Below are 17,280 nucleotides of genomic sequence, written 5' to 3' on the forward strand. Positions count from 1 at the left end.
CTTATTTAACTTAATTTAATTATTCAATATCAATATGATTTTCATCGTCATCAGTCTCATCCTTCTTAGGAAGAGTAATTGTCAAAACACCATTCTTGTATTGAGCTTTGATATCCTTCTTATTTACATCTGGTAAACGATATTGCCGACTCATTTGGCCATACCGACGTTCAGAATGCAGAACATTGCCATCCTTATCACCATCATCATCAAAGGTATCCCGATGACCAGTAACTGTCAAAATATCATTGGCATAATTAATGTGAATATCCTTCTTATCAAATCCAGGCATGTCAATCTTTACGGTATAATTTTTGTCATCTTCTGTAACATCTGTCTTCATGTGATCAGCAACCGGAGTTAGGTTAGAGAAGAAATCATCGTTCATCCAGTTACGCATGTTCATCAAACTATCGAATAAATTATTACGGTTTTGTAATTCATTAGCCATAAAGAATGCTTCCTTTCCTTCTTATTCATTGTCTATGTTAAACGCTTTCAGCTAAAATGCAACTAATATGCTAGGGACCATTGACTAAAAAGAATATAATAGAAGTAGGAAAATAGAAAGGAGCCGCGCAAGATGAAAAAAGTCACAATCAATGATGTTTCAATGCCCGCAATTGGAATCGGAACATGGAATATGGGAAATTCTCTCGTCAATCGGTCCACAGAAATTAAAGCCATTCAAACTGCAATTGACGTTGGCGCACAAGCTATTGATACTGCGGAAATGTATGGCGATGGTCGTTCTGAAGCACTTGTCGCTGAGGCCATCAAACCATATAGTCGGGAAAAGCTATTCTTAATTGATAAAGTTCTTCCTTCAAGTGCCAGCAAGACAAAACTTGAGCATAGTTTAGACCAAAGTTTAGCTGCCGTAGGAACAGACTATTTTGACCTTTACCTTTTACACTGGCGGGGTGGGATTCCGTTAGCAGAAACAGTCAACGAATTAGAGAGAGTTAAAAAGGCAGGAAAGATTAAAGCATGGGGAGTCTCAAACTTCGATGTCAGTGATCTTGAAGAATTATGGCGCCTTAAAAATGGCACTGATTGCGTTGCCAACGAAGATCTCTATAATCTCGATAGTCGCGGAATTGAATTTGACCTCCTTCCCTTAATGAAACAGCATCAGCTTCCATTAATAGCCTACTCTCCCCTTGCACAGGGTGACAGTCTATCTGGAAAGTTAACCGAGAATCCGCTACTAAAAGAAATTGCCGCAAACCACCATATGACCGTTAGTCAGATCATGCTTGCATGGGTCTTAAGAATTGGAAATATCCTTGCTATTCCAAAGAGCAGCAGCCCAAAACATGCTGAAGAAAATGTTGCAGCTGGTAACATTGAACTAAGTGATGATGAGTTACTTGCTTTACAAAAAGAGTTCCCATCACCAAATAAAAAAGTACCCCTCGCAGTAATTTAAGAGTTACAATGTGACATAATAAAGCTAAAAATCGAACTACAATTTTGCATTTCACAAAGTTGCAGTTCGATTTTTCATATATGAGGAAAACTAATAATTAATTTTCTTGATTAGCCTTTACCGGGTGATAGCGATGAAGACGTTGAGATCCTACATCGATTTCTGCTGGATTACCTTTGTGGCCCGGCTTAATCTCAACAAGGCCTAACTTAATAGCCCCCACAGGACAAACAAGTGCACACAGTTGACAACCGACACACTTACTCTTATCAAAAACTGGTTGCCGTTTTTCATCATCCCAAGTTAATGCTTGGTGAGCACCATCTTGACATGAGATAAAGCAACGTCCACAACCGATACACTTATCCCAATCAATCTTAGGGTAAACCTTGTAATTTCGGTCAAGCTGATTAGTAGGAATAATATTCTTATTAGCTAAGCCGACAAGATCTTGAAGGTGGTCTACATGCTGTTCTTCCATGTAATGCATTAAACCATTAGTAAGGTCATCAATGATCCGATAACCATATTCCATGATCGCAGTTGTAACTTGGAGAGTAGTAGCACCCAAAAGAATAAATTCAGCAGCATCTTCCCAGGTTTCAATTCCCCCAATTCCAGAAATCGGTAGTTGTTCAAGGCCGGCTGCTGACCGTAATTGTTGTAAGAAACGTAAAGCAATTGGCTTAACAGCTTTCCCAGATAATCCAGAAACAGAAGATTTACCATCAATATTTGGTAAACCAACTTTCTTCTTCAGATCAACATCAACAATTGATTTAACAGTATTGATTGCGGAGAAGCCATCTGCCCCTCCTTCTAGACATGCCTTAACAATCGGAACCATCGTCGTAATATTTGGTGTCATCTTCGCAAGAACTGGAAGGCTAGTCCCGCGTTTAACGGCTTCACAATTCTTCTTACATAATTCTGGATTAGTTCCCACATCTGAACCCATGGTATGAGAAGTCATCTGTGGACAAGAGAAGTTTAATTCAATCATATCAGCCCCTGCCTCAGTTACTAACTTAGCCAGGTTGGTCCAATCTTCCAATGTCTCACCCATAATTGAAGCAATCAAGACTTTATTGGGATATTCCTCTTTTAACCGTCGCATATCAGCCAAGTCCTGCTCCAAGGGGTGTTCTGATAATTGTTCCATATTCTTAAAGGCAACAAAATGCATGTCTTCCTTGGCTAATTCGTCGAACCGAGGAGAAACTTCATCAATCTTAAAGTGTGTTGGTGATAAAGTCTTATATACGATACCGCCCCAACCAGCGTCATATGCATTCTTACACATTTCGTAACAGTTCCCAACAGGTGAGGACGACAAGCAAAATGGATTTTCAAAATGAACGCCTAAAAAGTCTACAGATAAATTTTTTTTAATCATTTTCTTGTCCTCCTAACAACCGGTCTATTTCTTCTGCTACTTCTTTTCCTTTCTGTACTGCTACCACAACGGTTTTATCTCCGGCAACAATATCACCAGTCGCAAAAACTTTGGGATCTTTTGTCCGGAATCGTGGTTCACGGAATGGAATTTCATTATGCTGTAAGTCAATGTCTAGTCCTTCTGCATTCGCTTTTTGACCAACTGCTAAAATAATCTTATCAGCAGTAATAGTTAATTCACTCTTAATCTTCCGGTGAGTAAAGGTAGCACGATTCTGATGAACTTCTTTTGGAACGTAACCATCAACAATTGTTACACCAGCTTCTTGAGCACCGGCAAGTTCCTTTTTAGAAGCTTTGAATTCATCAAACTGCTCATAAACAACATCGGTAACATAAGGAACATTAAGCTTCTTTAAGGTTGTTACAACATCCATTGCAACATCCCCACCACCAATAACAAGGACATTTTGCGGAAGATCTTCTAAATTACCCTTACTTTCTTTTGCCCGGGCTAGGAATGAGATTGCTGATTCAGTACAGATATTGTGTTCAAACATTGGAAGCATCTTTGCTTCACTTGTCCCAATAGCAACAATTACTGCATTGTAACGAGCTTTAAGGTCATCCATTGAAATATCTTTTCCGACAGTTGTGTTATAGATAATGTGCGCACCAAGGTCGACAATTCGTTGAACTTCATAATCCACAATTTCTTCCGGCAACCGATACTCAGGAATGCCGTAGGTCAAGTAACCGCCAGCCTTAGCAGCTTTTTCATAGATATCAACTGCATAGCCCTTTTCACGAAGAGTCGTGGCTGCCTGTAAACCTGATGGGCCACTACCAATGATGGCAATACTCATTCCGTTTGGCTTACCAGCTTTAAGAATCTTCATATTCATCTTTCGCTCCATATCAGTGACATACCGTTGAATCCCACCGATATCAATTGGTCCGTCGATTTTAGCCCGGGTACATGCCTTTTCACAGTAACGCTCAGTTGGACAAACACGCGCACAGATTGATCCTAACGCATTGTTTTCCCGAATCGTTTCAGCTGCCCCTTTAACATTACGAAAAAGAACACTTCGAATAAATTTTGCTGGATTAGTATGTGCTGGGCAAGCTTGTGAACATGGTGCATCATGACATAATAAACATCGTGCAGCTTCCTGCATTACGGTTGTCATCGTGTAACCTTTCGACTCTGTTTCATACTTTGAAGTCATTAGACACCCTCCTCTAAGTTGTGACTCTTTGACAATTTTGTGATAAACGTAACTTTATATATAAATAATATTATATAAACGCTTTCGATATAAGTAGGCGATCCCCTTAATATATTGCATCGTTTATTCTTAAAGTTGATATCTTCGTATATACAATATGAATATTTTTATTTAACATCTACAACAGTTTTTGTATCAAAAATCACAAAAAGAGTCTTATTACTTAATGAAAAATCAAATTCCTTGTACAATTATTACAGAGACATGGTTTGGTTAAATTGAAAGAAGGATTAACATGAAATTTATTTCTTGGAGTGTCAATGGCTTGAAGTCAGCCATTAATCATGGATTTGTCGAAGATTTTAAACGCCAAGATGCTGACTTCTTCTGTCTACAATGCACACGATTGGATAAAGGCGAAGAACCGATTCAAATTCCTGATTATTACCAATACTGGAATTATGCAGAAAAGAAGGGTTATTCTGGTACCGCCATTTTCACTAAATATAAGCCAGAAAACGTTATATATGGAATGAATAATTCAATTTTTGATAAAGGACTAATCACGCTCGAATATCCAAACTTCTATTTGATTGATGTATACGTCCCAGTTTCAGGTGAAAAGCTGCAACATCTTGATTATCGTCTCGACTGGGATCGCGCTTTCCTTGATTATGTTACTAATTTGCAAAGTAGTAAGCCAGTAATCATTGGCGGTGATATGAGCGTTGCCTATCAACCAATTGACCTAGCAGAGCCAACAGAAGATCATCATAAAGCCGGCTTTACAAAACAAGAACGAGCTGATTTTGGTAAATTACTTAATGCTGGCTTGACGGATACTTTCCGTTATCTCCACCCTAATTTGCATGGTGCATATACCTGATGGAATTATCGTTATGACGCACGGGAACGAAATGTAGGTTGGCGTCTCAACTACTTCTTAGTTTCTGATGTATGGAAAGGACGAATTGAAGAAGCCAAGATTCTTTCAGATGTCAAAGGTTCAAGTCACTGTCCAATTGAACTTGTTGCTAATGTTGAAGTATAAGAAAAACGAGCTAAATTTTATAATAGTTAAACGAAAAGAGGTTGGAAAAACTAAAATTTTTCTAACCTCTTTTATCGTATGTTTGAAATTTGTTGATTATCTATTTTATTAAATCTTGTTTTAGTACCAACCGTGTGATTGCCAGAATGATTGAGCAGCACTCCATGAACCGTAACGGCTAGCTACATATTGATCAGCTACTCGTTCTTGGTTAGCTTCTGAGTAGTCACCATTTAAGTATGATGCTGACAATTGGTACTTACCAATATATTGACCATTCCGTGCACTGTAGCTACCACCTGATTCGCGAGCTGCGATCCAAGCCTTAGCAGCAGCATCATTTCCAGCTACATTTGAGTTATAGCCAGTTGATGCTTGAGCACTAGATTGTTGTACATTTTGTGTTTGTGGAGTTTGTACTTGTTGTTGAGCAACTGGTGCTTCTTGGTTTGATTGTACTTGTTGGTTTTGTTGTGCTTGATTTTCATCAGGTGTAGCTTGTGGTGCAACATTTGCGGCTGGTAAAGTAGCAACTTCTTCTTGAGTAGCTGGTGCAACTTCACCATCATCCTTGATCACTAATTGTTGACCAACGTAAATCAAGTCCTTATCAACAATATTATTGTTGTTTGCTAATGTATCTACAAAAGTTAGATCGTGACCTAATTTGTAAGAAATCCCAGAAAGGGTGTCACCTGCTTGCACCGTGTAAATACTGTCGGCGTTTGCAGTCGTTGCAGTAGCTACTGTTCCTAATGCAACTGCACCAGTAATCGCTGCTGTAATCTTGGCTACTTTCTTAGATAACTTCATTATAAATTCAATCCGTCCTTTTCTCTTAATTAATCAAATAACTCATTTCAACGATAACTACTATACAGGATTAGGGTTACGAGCGGGTTACTAGGACTTATCAAATTTCGTTATTTCTGTAATTTTTTGTAACAAACGTTCGCTGATTTTTTTATAGTCGCTTAAACGTTGATTTAATCGCTTTTAAGTAACTTGTAAAATTATAACTAGAATTATCTCATGTAAAAATTATTCAAAAAAACTGCTCATTTTTTCTTGACGACACAAAAATCGCCCTGTAACGGACTGTTTGTTACAGGGCGATGACAAAATTGTCTTAATCGTAATCTTAATTATTCATCAAAACATCAAGCAATTCTTGAGCTGATTCTTTCAAAGCATCCTTTGACTTGTCATTACCAAGGTGAGTAAAGATTTCTCCAACGTATACATCTTGGTCAAATAGCTTTGTAAAGACCTTGTCAATAATCGGCTTAGTTAATTCTGGTTCTTGAACTGGGCCAAATGGGTTAGCAAAGAATGTCTTGCTCATTCCAACTTCATCAGTTGTTCCAAGGGCCTTCCGTTGTCCAGCAATAAATACTTTTTCGGCCTCTTCCTCTGTATCAAAACGATGAATACCAACTTCATCACTGTAATTGTTAGCGTATAGCCACATATCAATATGGTGATGTTTGATTACATTTTCGTAAGTATCAGCAGGAATAATAACCCGGGCATTCTTCTGTTCAGGATTAAGGTAAACACCACGGTCCATGTTATTGAAGGCCACGGCACTACTCAAATCATCAAGACGAACAAAGGCACCAGTTTCTGTTCCTTGAGCATATACCCCTGGTTCACCATCAGTAAGGGTAAAGCTTCCCATGTCATCAAAGATTGTCTCCATGCTGACAATCTTATCGTCAGCTAATTCTTGTAATGCTTCAATTGATTCTGACTTTCCGGCACCTGAATCACCGAAGAAAACAACATTCTTTTCTTTACCATTAGTAAATTTAATCTTCAACATGGACCCGTGAATTGGCAGGCGACCATTGTAAATTTGATGAAGGTTATGGAGCGTCAAGCACATCTTCTTCATGTAACCAAAGTAAGTAGTCTTATCTGTGTAAGGTACTTCACCAACCCACAAATCATTCTTTTCGTCACGATAGTAATGAGAAACCATGCCTTCTGTTTCTTTTAGACCGAAAAGAAGAATCATATCAGGTTTTTGCCCCTTAATCTCATCAGGGGATGCAATTTCAAATAAGTTTGAAAGAGCGATTCCGTTTACCAAGTAATCAACATTGAAGTAAATAAAGGCTAAACTTTCACCAATCTTTGCTGGGTAACAATACCACTTACCACGTTCACCACGAAAACGTTCGATTGGGTTATCTTTTACTTCAGAAAAGACCCCTTCCCGTTTGTTACTCTTAGTATGCATCATCATTGGTGGACGAAGCATCACGGTATTAATAAAATCAATATCCTTTAATTCTTCATAACCAGCTGGAATTTTCCAATCTTGTTGTTGAACTAAAATTGTTGCGTTAGTTGCCGCATTAACTTGTCGATAAGTCCGGTTTTCAAAACCTTGGAGCTTTTCTTCGAGGATCCGGTATGCTTTACGCACTAAGTCGTTGAATTGGGTATCAATAGTCCGGAACTCGTTACCGATAATCTTATTATCACTAAGATTAATTACCGATACCCGTAATAGTGAACGATAGTATGAGTATAATTCTTCAACACTCTCAAGAATATCTTTAGGGTCATATTCATCAAATGCACTATCATCCTCAAAAAGAACTTTCTTTAAGATATCAACAAACTTGTTAACAGTGGCATTATCAAAAGCATCATCATCATTATCAGGGTTACGTGAAGCTAAATATAAACGGACAATTTCCTTTACTTCATCACTATTAATTAATGAAGTAATATCAGTAAAGTAATTTTGACTATAGTTTAACGTTGCAACACCGCGGTCAGGATTTACATATAATGATTTTGTATCAATAATCTTACTCTCTTTTGACATGGATCTCATCCTTTCATCACTTGAATAACTCTATTATAATATATTTTTTAAGATTAGGATGAAAATAATATTAACTTTTTTTCATTTTACAAAAAAATAGGAAACCATCCCCTTATTGAGACAATTTCCTACTTTAACAATTAATTATTAAATTTTAGTACCAACCGTGTGATTGCCAGAATGATTGAGCAGCACTCCATGAACCGTAACGGTTAGCTACGTATTGATCAGCTACTCGTTCTTGGTTAGCTTCTGAGTAGTCACCATTTAAGTATGATGCTGATAATTGGTACTTACCAACGTATTGACCGTTACGAGCACTGTAGCTACCACCAGATTCACGAGCTGCGATCCAAGCCTTAGCAGCCGCATCATTACCACTAACATTTGAGCTGTAGTTTGAACTAGTAGCTTGTGCTTGTACTGGTGCACTGTAGCTTTGTTGTGCAGCAGCTGAAACAGTTGATTGTTGTGGAGATACTGATTGTACTGGAGCCTGTGATTGAGCAGGAGCAGAAACCGGTGCAGCTGATGATTGTACTTGGCTTGTTGCTACAGGAGCCTGACTAGCAACCACCGGAGCTTGGCTAGGTTGTTGACTTTCAACACTAGCTGATGCTGGAGCTTGAGATGCTTCAGGTAAAGTAGCAGCTTGTTGAGCAGTTGCTTGGGTTACTTCACCGTCATCTTTAATTACTAACTTTTGACCAACATAAATTAAGTTCTTATTGGCAATTTGATTAGTTGAAGCTAAAGAGTCAACATAAGTTAAGTCATGGCCTAACTTATAGGAAATACTTGATAAGGTATCACCACTTTGCACCGTGTAAACAGAATCAGCATTAGCAGTAGTTGCAGTAGCGAATGTTCCCAAGGCAACAGCACCTGCAACGGCAGCAGTGATTTTCGCGATGTTTTTAGTTAACTTCATAAAGAAAAATCCCATCCTTTTCATAAAATACTTTTTTATTAATTAGTTATTTATTAGTTTAATTTAGTTTAAGTTGTTGAGTCCTCATATCTCTCAACACCTATTACTATACTCCCCCAAAATTACATGCGGATTACTCCGAAATATCAATTCAGTTGATTTTCGTAATACTTTGTAATAAAAATTTTAATAGTCTGTCAAGCAAATCAACCTCGGCCACGTCCTGATAGTAACTTAGGTTTGGCTAACTTTTCCCCAGAATTAGCCAAAATTTGTAACATAATAATAAATAAGTCGCTGAATTTTTCTTATAAAGAAGAATTTCAACGACTTATTTTTCGTTATTAATGTTTAATTGTAACATTGCTGTAATTAACTTTAGCCCTATTCAGCAGTCATTATTTGTTTTAGCCAACGCTCACTACTAGCTAATTCTTTTAATGGATGGATATCTTCGCTAATTGGGAGTGGTTCGCCGGCTTTTACTTTAAAAGGTGCTCCAGTGACCATTTCTGAATCCCGATATTGGGTAAGAGTGGCAGAAGTTTCCTTACCAAAACCATCAACCATTGCGGTTAACTGCTGCGTTCCGCTTAAAGCAATTGTGGGGGTCCACTGAGTATTTTGACCATCCAGAAAACTATAAAGATCGACAGTAGCTTTAGTTTGAACTTGACTCGCTACTTCAAACTGCAGCGTTGAACCATGGGCTTGGTATGCATGGATTGTCCGATAGATATTTTTACTAGTTGAGCGATTTGCCTGCCGGTACGTAACGTGCGCGTTAGCTCCAACTAAAATCTCCGTTCCTTCATATGATGGTAATAACGTATCATTAACCATCCGTTCTTCAATTACCGCATTCACCTCCGCACTGATGACAATAATATTATGGGTGTTTGCAGAGTTAAGATGGGGACTAAAGACAATTGGACGCTCCTGAGTAATTTGTGGACGCAAATATATAAACTGTCCACAGTCAATATTTGCAAGATGCATGGCCGCTAACTGGTTATCCTGCCAAAAGATGGCCTTCTCCATTAAATTTTCTTGTAATAGTGTTGAGTATTCATTAACCGCTTGTTCAAGAGGCATCGCAGTTAGGCTATCTTCCTGTAAAGAAAGCCAACCCCTACTTACACCAGTTGTTCTCTTTTGCCAGTGATCTATCCATTCTTCTTGACCAGGTAAAGTCGGAAACCGTGATTGCAGTATAACTGCTAGTTGACGTTTTTTCTCTAACCATGCTGGCTCTTTCTTCCAAATTTTTGCCATCATTTTCTCCTCTAATGAACAAGCTTATCCCAAATAACCACTTTCCCCGTTTGAAGAGATTGCGGAACATCAATAATTCGTTGGTTAGAACTCCCTCTAAACTGAAGGGTAAGATCCTTTTTAGCCAGCAAGAATCGACCATCGACTAGAATATCGAGGTAGTGTAGAAGTTCAAGTTTATCGCTCGACTCCTTCATTAATTCTTCCCAAGTATAACCAGACCAAGACCAAATATCCTTTTCGTGACCGAATTCTTTCCGAACCCGTTTAACTAACTTCAGACAAACCTGAGTATTAAGGAATGGTTCGCCACCCAATAAAGTCAATCCTTGAACATAACTCTGCGAAAGGTCTTCGATAATCTGGTCTTCTAAATCCTGGGTATATGGCTGTCCATAATGAAAATTCTGCGCCGCCTTGTTATAGCATTCGGGGCAGTTAAAAAGGCATCCACTAACATATAAACTACACCGGACCCCTTCCCCGTCAACAAAATTGAAGGGCTTATAGTCTGCAATATATTGTAATGAATGATCTTTTGCTAACCACTCTTGCAACTTAGGATTGCGGGGTAATCGTGTTTCTGCCATTTCTTTTTCCTCCTATATAATAAAAGGCCGGTAGCTTTACGGGCAACTGGCCTTTTGATAATTAATTAAATTTGATCACCAATAATATGAGCATGAGCCTTATTATCCATTTGCCGCTGTTGTTCAAATTCAGCTGCATTCTTGATCATTCCAGCATTCATATGTTTAACTCGGTGAATAATTTCCTCATGCCGTCCATGAACCATTGGCCGCTGCTGAGGGTTACCAAGATAACCACATGTCCGCTTAACAACGTCACAGGTTGCTGGGTCATGGTTCCCGCACTGCGGACACTTAAAGCCGCGAGCAGTTGCTTCAAATTCACCTTTGAAGCCACACTTAAAGCACTGATCAATTGAAGTATTTGTTCCCAGATAACCGACATGATCATATGCCCAGTCCCAAACTGCTTCTAAAGCTTTTGGATTTTGGCGTAAGTTGGGATATTCGCAATAATGAATAAAACCACCAGCCGCATACTTAGGAAAAGCCTCTTCAAATGATAGCTTTTCAAATGGTGTCGGATGTTTACGAACATCATAGTGGAAACTATTTGTGTAGTATTCCTTATCCGTTACATCTTCAACCCGACCAAACTTCTTCAAATCATCTTGGCAGAATGTATCTGTTAACGATTCAGCAGGGGTGGAATAAAGACTAAAGTGATATCCTTCTTCTTTTTCCCATTCAGCGCATAAATCATGCATTGCCTTAGTAATTGCAATTGCAAAGTCATGTGCTTCTTTATTATGCTCCCAATTTGACCCATAGAAAGTCGTACATACTTCATATAAACCAATATAACCTAGTGAAACGGTCGCCCGACTATTCTTAAAGACTTCATCGACACTATCAGTCTTCTTTAGCCGTTTACCAAATGCACCATACATATAAAGAAGGGGAGCATTTTCTGGCTTGGCTTCTTTAGTACGCTTAATCCGGTAATCCAAGGCAATCTTACAAATATTCATCTTCTCTTGAAAAATTTCCCAGAATAATTGCTTATCGCCATGAGCCTCCAAGGCAATCCGTGGCAAGTTGACTGTCACTACCCCTAAATTCATCCGTCCCGAGTTTACTTCTTTACCAGTTTCTGGATCTGTCCATCCCTGTAAGAACGAACGGCAACCCATTGGTGTCTTAAAGCTCCCCGTTAGTTCCTTAATCTTGTCATACATCAAAAGATCTGGATACATCCGCTTTGTTGAACATTCAAGCGCTAGTTGCTTGATATCATAATTAGGATCTTTAGGGTCAAGATTTAAGCCTCGTTTAATAGTAAAAGTTAATTTAGGAAAAATAGCTGTACGATGTTCCTTACCAAGACCCTTAATCCGGATCTTCAAAATGGCTTTTTGGATCTCCCGGGCAATCCAGCTTGTCCCTAAGCCAAAGTTAATGGTCGTAAATGGAGTTTGACCTTGGCTAGAATAAAGGGTATTAATCTCATATTCTAAAGCCTGCATTGCATCGTAAATATCCTTTTTTGTCTTTTTACGAGCAAATTCTTCTCGTTTCTCTGGTACTATCCACTCTTCGGCATCCTTCATATGCTTTTCGTAATTTAGCTTTGCATATGGTTCTAATAATTGATCAATCCGATTAGCAGAACATCCCCCATATTGCAGAGACGCCACGTTAGCAATAATCTGCGACATCTGCGCGGTTGCTGTTTGAATCGAGCGTGGTGAAGAAACCCAAGCATTACCAATCTTAAATCCATGCTTAAACATCTCATCAAAGTCAATTAAACAACAGTTAGTTTCAGGTGTTACCGGTGAATAGTCAAGGTCATGCCAGTGAATATCACCACGAAGATGCGCCTTAGCTACAATACCAGGAAGCATCCGTAACCCCAATGCACGGCTCACGACTCCGGCTTCAAGGTCCCGTTGAGTATTAAAAACATGGCTATCTTTATTAGCATTTTCGTGAACAATCCGTGAGTTTCGGTCGAAAAGCTGCTCTAACTTATTTTGGGGATTAGTAGCTTCGGTAAATGCTTCTTCATCATGTTGGCGATAATCACGGTAAACTTTTGCCAATTCTTCATGATTAGCATTAACCAGTCCTTGAACAAAGAGATCGGCAATCTTTTTAGTAGTGACAGTTGTTTGATTAAGCAAGGCATCTAATAAGGTAACATAAACACTTTGGCTAGTCTGCTCATCAGCATTGAGCGCATTTAAAATAAGGTTAATCTTATAGGAATAGAATGGTGTTACTGTTCCATCACGTTTAACTACTTGAACACTTGTTAAACTTTGAAGATCCTTCTTATCAATTATTTGCACTTTCATTTTTATTTCCCCTCTCGTAATTAACGTTATCTATCATAGCTCAAAATACAACTTATAGGAAGTATTGACATTCGAAACACTATATGTTGTGGTCAAATTATTTATTTAAATATTCTGTTTATATTCTATTCTGATCTACCAGGAATAAAATGAGGATACAAGCAACGACGCTATTTTGAGATTATTGTGAGACCTTTTAAATCATTTATTTTTAAATTCCTATTATCACTAAATAGAATTTTTTATCCCGAAAAGCTTGAATTTGAAAACGCTAAACCTAACTTAATAATCTTAATCAATATACTTAAGATTATTAGTTATTAAAAAATAACTTACGAGCATATAGCACGATTTGCTAGACTAATCCTTGTGTAATTTTTAGGATAAAAGGAGTTTTTATATTTATGGAAAATGCTTTACAAGCTCGTAAGCAAGTAGCGCATCCAGGATTGATGATGGTTAGTATGCTACTAGGAGCTTTTGTCGGAATGTTTAGTGAAACTTCATTAAACATTGCATTGCCAAAATTGATGGCTGCTTTTCAAGTAAGTACGTCAACAATTCAATGGTTAGTCACTGGATATATGTTAATTATTGGGATTATCTTGCCACTGTCCAGTATTATTACTAAATGGTTTACGACCCGCCAAGTCATTATTTTTGCATTAATTGACTTCATGGTTGGGGCTTGTATTTCTGCCTTAGCGCATAATTTTACTATTTTGTTGATTGGACGAATGATTCAAGGGATCGGAACAGGTTTAATTCTTCCATTAATGTTTGCAGTGGTAATGCAAATCTTCCCACCTAAACAAATTGGAGCAGTTCTAGGAATGTGTGCCCTCGTGATTATGTTTGCCCCTGCAATCGGTCCTACTTTAACCGGGCTAATTCTTGCTAAATTATCATGGCAATGGATCTTCTGGTTATTTATTCCGTTTTTATTTATTGCCTTGATCTTTGCTATCACTCCATTAGAAAATGTTGGTGAAATTACTAAGCCGCATGTTGATGTGCTCTCAATTATTGAATCGGCAGTAGGTTGTTCAGGGCTCGTTATTGGTGCTAGTTTGGCTAGTGAAGATGGTTGGACTTCACCTACAGTTCTCAGTGCGTTAATAATCGGAATTATTGTCTTAATCTTTTACACCCATCGCCAACTTCATCTGGAAGAACCAATTTTAAATCTTCATATCTTTAAGTATGCGGCTTTCACAATTGGTTCTTCAATCGTGATGCTTGACTTTGGAATTATTCTTTCTACGATGTATCTTTTACCGTTATTCTATCAACGAGGGCTCTTAGTTTCCGTTGCCCTTACTGGACTAGTAATGCTCCCTGGTGGAATTATTAATGCAGCCACTTCTGCAGTTGCAGGTCGCCTTTACGATAGTATTGGGGCTAAACGTCCTGTTTTAATTGGTTTTGTCCTTGCTTTATTTGGCGCTTTGATGTTGGCCTTCACTACATCACATAGTGCACTTCTTTATGTAATCTGTGCCCATATCATTTTAATGATTGGTTGTCCTCTAGCAATGTCTCCTGCACAAACTAGTGCTCTAAGTACGCTTTCTGGATTAGAATCTGGTGACGGCAGTACCATCATGAATACAATGCAACAGGTTATCGGTGCGCTTGCAACAGCCTTAGCTACTGGTTGCTTGGCTTGGGGTAGTTCTTCTATTAGTGGATCCGAAGCTATTCGCTTTACCAATGGTTTCCACTACGGCATTTACTTTGCAATTATCTTAATTGTGGTGGCACTGCTCTTATCATTCAAAATTAAAGATCAGAAAAACTAAATAAATCCTCACTACTCATGCAGGTAGTGGGGATTTTTTTACTCTTTAACAATTTTATACGGCAAGTAATGGCGGCGATGGTTAGTCAGATAACTATCCATTAACTGTTGGTAAAATTGTGGATTCACGCTTGATTGTATACTTAAAAGATCAAATTTTTCATTATCCTTTTCAACGGTATAAAGACCCGTTTTGCCAAAACCATTTTTGGCGTAGAAACGATGCCGTCTGAGTCGCTGTTCGTTATTGGGTGCTTGAGGATCTGGGCGTTCAGCGCTAAGGGTAATCTGCTTTCCAGCATACCGTTCTTTGATCGCGGTTAGCGTCGCACTACCCAAGCCCTGTCCATGATAGTGAGGATCAATTGCCAGAAAGAAAATATAGGCGATGCGCTTGTTGTAGACTGTGTAGAAAAAGCCAACCCATTTTCCCTCTTCATTATAAATGCTACAAAATTCTGCTTTTCCTGCTTTAGCACGCATTTTAAGTAAAGATAATGGTAAAAGTTCATTTTGTGGAAATACGGTATTATAAACCCGCTTGATATTTTTGAAATCATTTGAATTTGTAGATATTTGACGAACTTTAATCATTTAAAAATCCCTCCATCTATGTAATAGTACCTAGAAAAAACTTACCAGACAAGAAAAAAGAGACTAGCTTTAATTTTAATTAAGCTTCAATGAAATCTTGCTCTTTCGCATGTATGTTTTTACAGCAAAACATACCTCTTAAAATTAAGTGGTCTATTTTTGAAAACTGGGGTGATAATTTCATTTTGTTCTGCCATAAATTAAAAATCTCCTTACTGATGATAGTCTGTAAGCAGTCCGTATCCACACGTCTAGCCATCAAAAACTTAGTCTCCTATACTAAAAGCAATCTTAGTACAGGAGGCTTTTTCTATGGAAGGAAAACACGATATTGTAGCACCAATTTTTAAGACCAAGAATTCAGTAGTTAATAAGGAAGAATTTATTCCTCGACCCGCCGCAAAACTACAAGCTGATAACATTGAATTAACGATCTTTAAGGGAGCTAATCCCAGTCTTGCGACTGATATAGCTAAAGTGGTTATTCGTTATGCTCATTAATTGGTAGGCACCGGAGCATGTTTACCTTGTTTGTGGTAAGACAGATCTCCGTAAAGGAATTGACGGTTTAGCGATGGTAGTTGCGGAAAACTTTGGATTGGATTTATATAATAATTCGCTCTTTTTATTTTGTGGTAGTCGCAATGATCGGTTCAAAGCCCTTTATTGGGATGATGAAGGTTTCATTCTGCTATATAAAAGATATGAAAATGGTAGTTTAAGATGGCCTAAGAACAAAAGTGAAGTTAAAGAACTAAAACCAGAGCAACTAAATGCCTTATTTACAGGTCTATCCCCATTTCCCGAGCGACGTATTCATACAATCAAACCAGGAAATCTATACTAAGCTCTTTTTAAACTGTTTTAGCTCTGATATAATAACAAAAGTTTATTAGATTGGAGGTGACGTACAATGGCTGAGTCATTAAAGAAAGAAAACGAAGCACTACGTGCGCAGTTGAAGAAAGCTCAAGAACAACTTGAACAACAAGCAATTACAATTAAGCAACTGCAGGAAATAATTTTTGGAAAAAAAACTGAAGTTTTAGAGCAGGTAGCTGATGGACAATTATCACTGTTTGATCCAGTTGATGATCTGAACTTGGATCAAGAGATTACTGAAGTAGTTAAAACAACAACGACTAAGATCGTACGTCATCGACCAGCGAAGAAACAGCTAACTCGTCAAGAGTTTTTAGACCAACTTCCTCAAGTCGAGGAAGTTGTTTCTTTAAAAACGACCACCTGTCCAGATTGTCAGCACAAAATGGCTCACATTGGAAAGAGGTTAGCACGACGGGAAGCTAGACTAAAAGAGCCTGAATTGTATTGTGCCAACTTATATGAGGAAAGCTATAAGTGTAAACACTGTAGTCAAGATGGAAATGATAAATTGGTAACTAGTAAGGCACCAATGGCTTTATTACCACATAGTTACTTTTCAAGCAGTATTATGGCATTTATCGCCTATTTAAAATTTAATCTGGCGTTGCCTTTCCATCGGCAAGAAAGCTTTGTACAAGGGTTGGGATTACCTGTTAGCGCCAAGCAAATGGCCTCGAATATTATTAAAGTTAGTCAAACGTACTTAGAGCCGTTGTATCAGTATTTAAGCAATACAGTTAGACAAGAACCAGTCATTCATATGGATGAAACACCTTTTAAAGTCGTTGATAGTCCTAAATCCCAAGACTATTTCTGGGTAACGCGGACAACGAAAGAGTTTGCCCAACATCCGATTGTAGTCTTTCATCACGCCAATACGCGTTCTGGTAGAATCATTGGACAAATAGTCGGTAATAATTATCCGGGTATTATCATGTGCGATGGGTAT

15 protein-coding genes and 2 pseudogenes are annotated in these 17,280 nt (G+C 38.2%); 6 read left to right on the plus strand and 11 right to left on the minus strand.

Annotated elements, in window-relative coordinates:
* Window positions 1-19 precede the first annotated feature (19 nt).
* On the minus strand, window positions 20-451 hold the full coding sequence (locus QOS06_RS03225; protein ID WP_003670784.1) for an Hsp20/alpha crystallin family protein: 432 nt from the start codon (window positions 449-451) through the stop codon (window positions 20-22).
* A 132-nt stretch (window positions 452-583) separates the two neighbouring features.
* Here QOS06_RS03225 and QOS06_RS03230 point away from each other — a divergent pair, with 132 nt between their 5' ends.
* On the plus strand, window positions 584-1,432 hold the full coding sequence (locus QOS06_RS03230) for an aldo/keto reductase (protein ID WP_098035549.1): 849 nt from the start codon (window positions 584-586) through the stop codon (window positions 1,430-1,432).
* A 97-nt stretch (window positions 1,433-1,529) separates the two neighbouring features.
* Here QOS06_RS03230 and preA read toward each other — a convergent pair whose 3' ends face one another.
* On the minus strand, window positions 1,530-2,828 hold the full coding sequence (preA, locus tag QOS06_RS03235) for an NAD-dependent dihydropyrimidine dehydrogenase subunit PreA (RefSeq protein WP_283595484.1): 1,299 nt from the start codon (window positions 2,826-2,828) through the stop codon (window positions 1,530-1,532).
* A complete protein-coding gene (locus QOS06_RS03240; protein ID WP_003664228.1) occupies window positions 2,821-4,062 on the minus strand; it encodes an NAD(P)-dependent oxidoreductase in 1,242 nt (413 codons plus the stop codon). Before QOS06_RS03240 ends, preA begins: the two co-directional genes overlap by 8 nt.
* 295 nt (window positions 4,063-4,357) lie before the next feature.
* Between QOS06_RS03240 and QOS06_RS03245 the strand changes: the two are divergent.
* A pseudogene (locus QOS06_RS03245) lies at window positions 4,358-5,113 on the plus strand (exodeoxyribonuclease III).
* Window positions 5,114-5,233: 120 nt separating this feature from the next.
* Here QOS06_RS03245 and apf (QOS06_RS03250) read toward each other — a convergent pair.
* The 6 genes from apf (QOS06_RS03250) to nrdD form a co-directional block, all read right to left on the minus strand.
* Window positions 5,234-5,926: an aggregation-promoting factor gene (gene apf / locus QOS06_RS03250; protein ID WP_191338860.1), complete on the minus strand. Its 693-nt coding sequence runs from the start codon at window positions 5,924-5,926 to the stop codon at window positions 5,234-5,236.
* A gap of 328 nt (window positions 5,927-6,254) precedes the next feature.
* The gene (locus QOS06_RS03255) at window positions 6,255-7,955 is read right to left on the minus strand and encodes a phosphoenolpyruvate carboxykinase (ATP) (protein ID WP_152697792.1); all 1,701 of its coding nucleotides are present in this window, start codon (window positions 7,953-7,955) and stop codon (window positions 6,255-6,257) included.
* A gap of 154 nt (window positions 7,956-8,109) precedes the next feature.
* The gene (apf, locus tag QOS06_RS03260) at window positions 8,110-8,886 is read right to left on the minus strand and encodes an aggregation-promoting factor (RefSeq protein ID WP_098043631.1); all 777 of its coding nucleotides are present in this window, start codon (window positions 8,884-8,886) and stop codon (window positions 8,110-8,112) included.
* A 384-nt stretch (window positions 8,887-9,270) separates the two neighbouring features.
* Complete coding sequence (locus QOS06_RS03265) at window positions 9,271-10,164, minus strand: SufD family Fe-S cluster assembly protein (protein WP_085650294.1); 894 nt, start codon at window positions 10,162-10,164, stop codon at window positions 9,271-9,273.
* Between the two features lie 8 nt (window positions 10,165-10,172).
* A complete protein-coding gene (gene nrdG / locus QOS06_RS03270) occupies window positions 10,173-10,751 on the minus strand; it encodes an anaerobic ribonucleoside-triphosphate reductase activating protein (protein ID WP_098035544.1) in 579 nt (192 codons plus the stop codon).
* A gap of 65 nt (window positions 10,752-10,816) precedes the next feature.
* Window positions 10,817-13,051: an anaerobic ribonucleoside-triphosphate reductase gene (gene nrdD, locus QOS06_RS03275; RefSeq protein ID WP_191338862.1), complete on the minus strand. Its 2,235-nt coding sequence runs from the start codon at window positions 13,049-13,051 to the stop codon at window positions 10,817-10,819.
* A gap of 404 nt (window positions 13,052-13,455) precedes the next feature.
* On the opposite strand from nrdD, the gene QOS06_RS03280 reads away from it, so the two are divergent.
* Entirely contained in the window at window positions 13,456-14,853 is a 1,398-nt protein-coding gene (locus tag QOS06_RS03280) for a DHA2 family efflux MFS transporter permease subunit (RefSeq protein WP_098046988.1), read from the plus strand.
* A gap of 38 nt (window positions 14,854-14,891) precedes the next feature.
* Here QOS06_RS03280 and QOS06_RS03285 read toward each other — a convergent pair whose 3' ends face one another.
* The gene (locus QOS06_RS03285) at window positions 14,892-15,446 is read right to left on the minus strand and encodes a GNAT family N-acetyltransferase (protein ID WP_107690418.1); all 555 of its coding nucleotides are present in this window, start codon (window positions 15,444-15,446) and stop codon (window positions 14,892-14,894) included.
* Window positions 15,447-15,525: 79 nt separating this feature from the next.
* Entirely contained in the window at window positions 15,526-15,705 is a 180-nt protein-coding gene (locus QOS06_RS03290; protein ID WP_098046990.1) for a hypothetical protein, read from the minus strand.
* Window positions 15,706-15,758: 53 nt separating this feature from the next.
* On the opposite strand from QOS06_RS03290, the gene QOS06_RS03295 reads away from it, so the two are divergent.
* The 3 genes and pseudogenes from QOS06_RS03295 to QOS06_RS03305 all read left to right on the plus strand — a co-directional run.
* The gene (locus tag QOS06_RS03295; RefSeq protein WP_016496780.1) at window positions 15,759-15,947 is read left to right on the plus strand and encodes a hypothetical protein; all 189 of its coding nucleotides are present in this window, start codon (window positions 15,759-15,761) and stop codon (window positions 15,945-15,947) included.
* A gap of 28 nt (window positions 15,948-15,975) precedes the next feature.
* Window positions 15,976-16,293 (plus strand): annotated as a pseudogene (gene tnpB / locus QOS06_RS03300) (IS66 family insertion sequence element accessory protein TnpB); the annotation flags it as partial.
* Window positions 16,294-16,359: 66 nt separating this feature from the next.
* Window positions 16,360-17,280: IS66 family transposase (locus QOS06_RS03305; RefSeq protein WP_283595486.1), on the plus strand; the 921-nt coding region annotated here is incomplete at its 3' end.

The sequence above is a fragment of the Limosilactobacillus sp. DJ3M12 genome (assembly GCF_947381695.1).
Taxonomy (GTDB): domain Bacteria; phylum Bacillota; class Bacilli; order Lactobacillales; family Lactobacillaceae; genus Limosilactobacillus; species Limosilactobacillus kinnaridis.

What these genes read in the sequence shown, in the direction of transcription:
- QOS06_RS03225 (WP_003670784.1), bottom strand. Translation starts at nt 451, where the DNA reads ATGGCTAATGAATTACAAAACCGTAATAATTTATTCGATAGTTTGATG.
- QOS06_RS03230 (WP_098035549.1), top strand. Translation starts at nt 584, where the DNA reads ATGAAAAAAGTCACAATCAATGATGTTTCAATGCCCGCAATTGGAATC.
- preA (WP_283595484.1), bottom strand. Translation starts at nt 2,828, where the DNA reads ATGATTAAAAAAAATTTATCTGTAGACTTTTTAGGCGTTCATTTTGAA.
- QOS06_RS03240 (WP_003664228.1), bottom strand. Translation starts at nt 4,062, where the DNA reads ATGACTTCAAAGTATGAAACAGAGTCGAAAGGTTACACGATGACAACC.
- apf (WP_191338860.1), bottom strand. Translation starts at nt 5,926, where the DNA reads ATGAAGTTATCTAAGAAAGTAGCCAAGATTACAGCAGCGATTACTGGT.
- QOS06_RS03255 (WP_152697792.1), bottom strand. Translation starts at nt 7,955, where the DNA reads ATGTCAAAAGAGAGTAAGATTATTGATACAAAATCATTATATGTAAAT.
- apf (WP_098043631.1), bottom strand. Translation starts at nt 8,886, where the DNA reads ATGAAGTTAACTAAAAACATCGCGAAAATCACTGCTGCCGTTGCAGGT.
- QOS06_RS03265 (WP_085650294.1), bottom strand. Translation starts at nt 10,164, where the DNA reads ATGATGGCAAAAATTTGGAAGAAAGAGCCAGCATGGTTAGAGAAAAAA.
- nrdG (WP_098035544.1), bottom strand. Translation starts at nt 10,751, where the DNA reads ATGGCAGAAACACGATTACCCCGCAATCCTAAGTTGCAAGAGTGGTTA.
- nrdD (WP_191338862.1), bottom strand. Translation starts at nt 13,051, where the DNA reads ATGAAAGTGCAAATAATTGATAAGAAGGATCTTCAAAGTTTAACAAGT.
- QOS06_RS03280 (WP_098046988.1), top strand. Translation starts at nt 13,456, where the DNA reads ATGGAAAATGCTTTACAAGCTCGTAAGCAAGTAGCGCATCCAGGATTG.
- QOS06_RS03285 (WP_107690418.1), bottom strand. Translation starts at nt 15,446, where the DNA reads ATGATTAAAGTTCGTCAAATATCTACAAATTCAAATGATTTCAAAAAT.
- QOS06_RS03290 (WP_098046990.1), bottom strand. Translation starts at nt 15,705, where the DNA reads ATGGCTAGACGTGTGGATACGGACTGCTTACAGACTATCATCAGTAAG.
- QOS06_RS03295 (WP_016496780.1), top strand. Translation starts at nt 15,759, where the DNA reads ATGGAAGGAAAACACGATATTGTAGCACCAATTTTTAAGACCAAGAAT.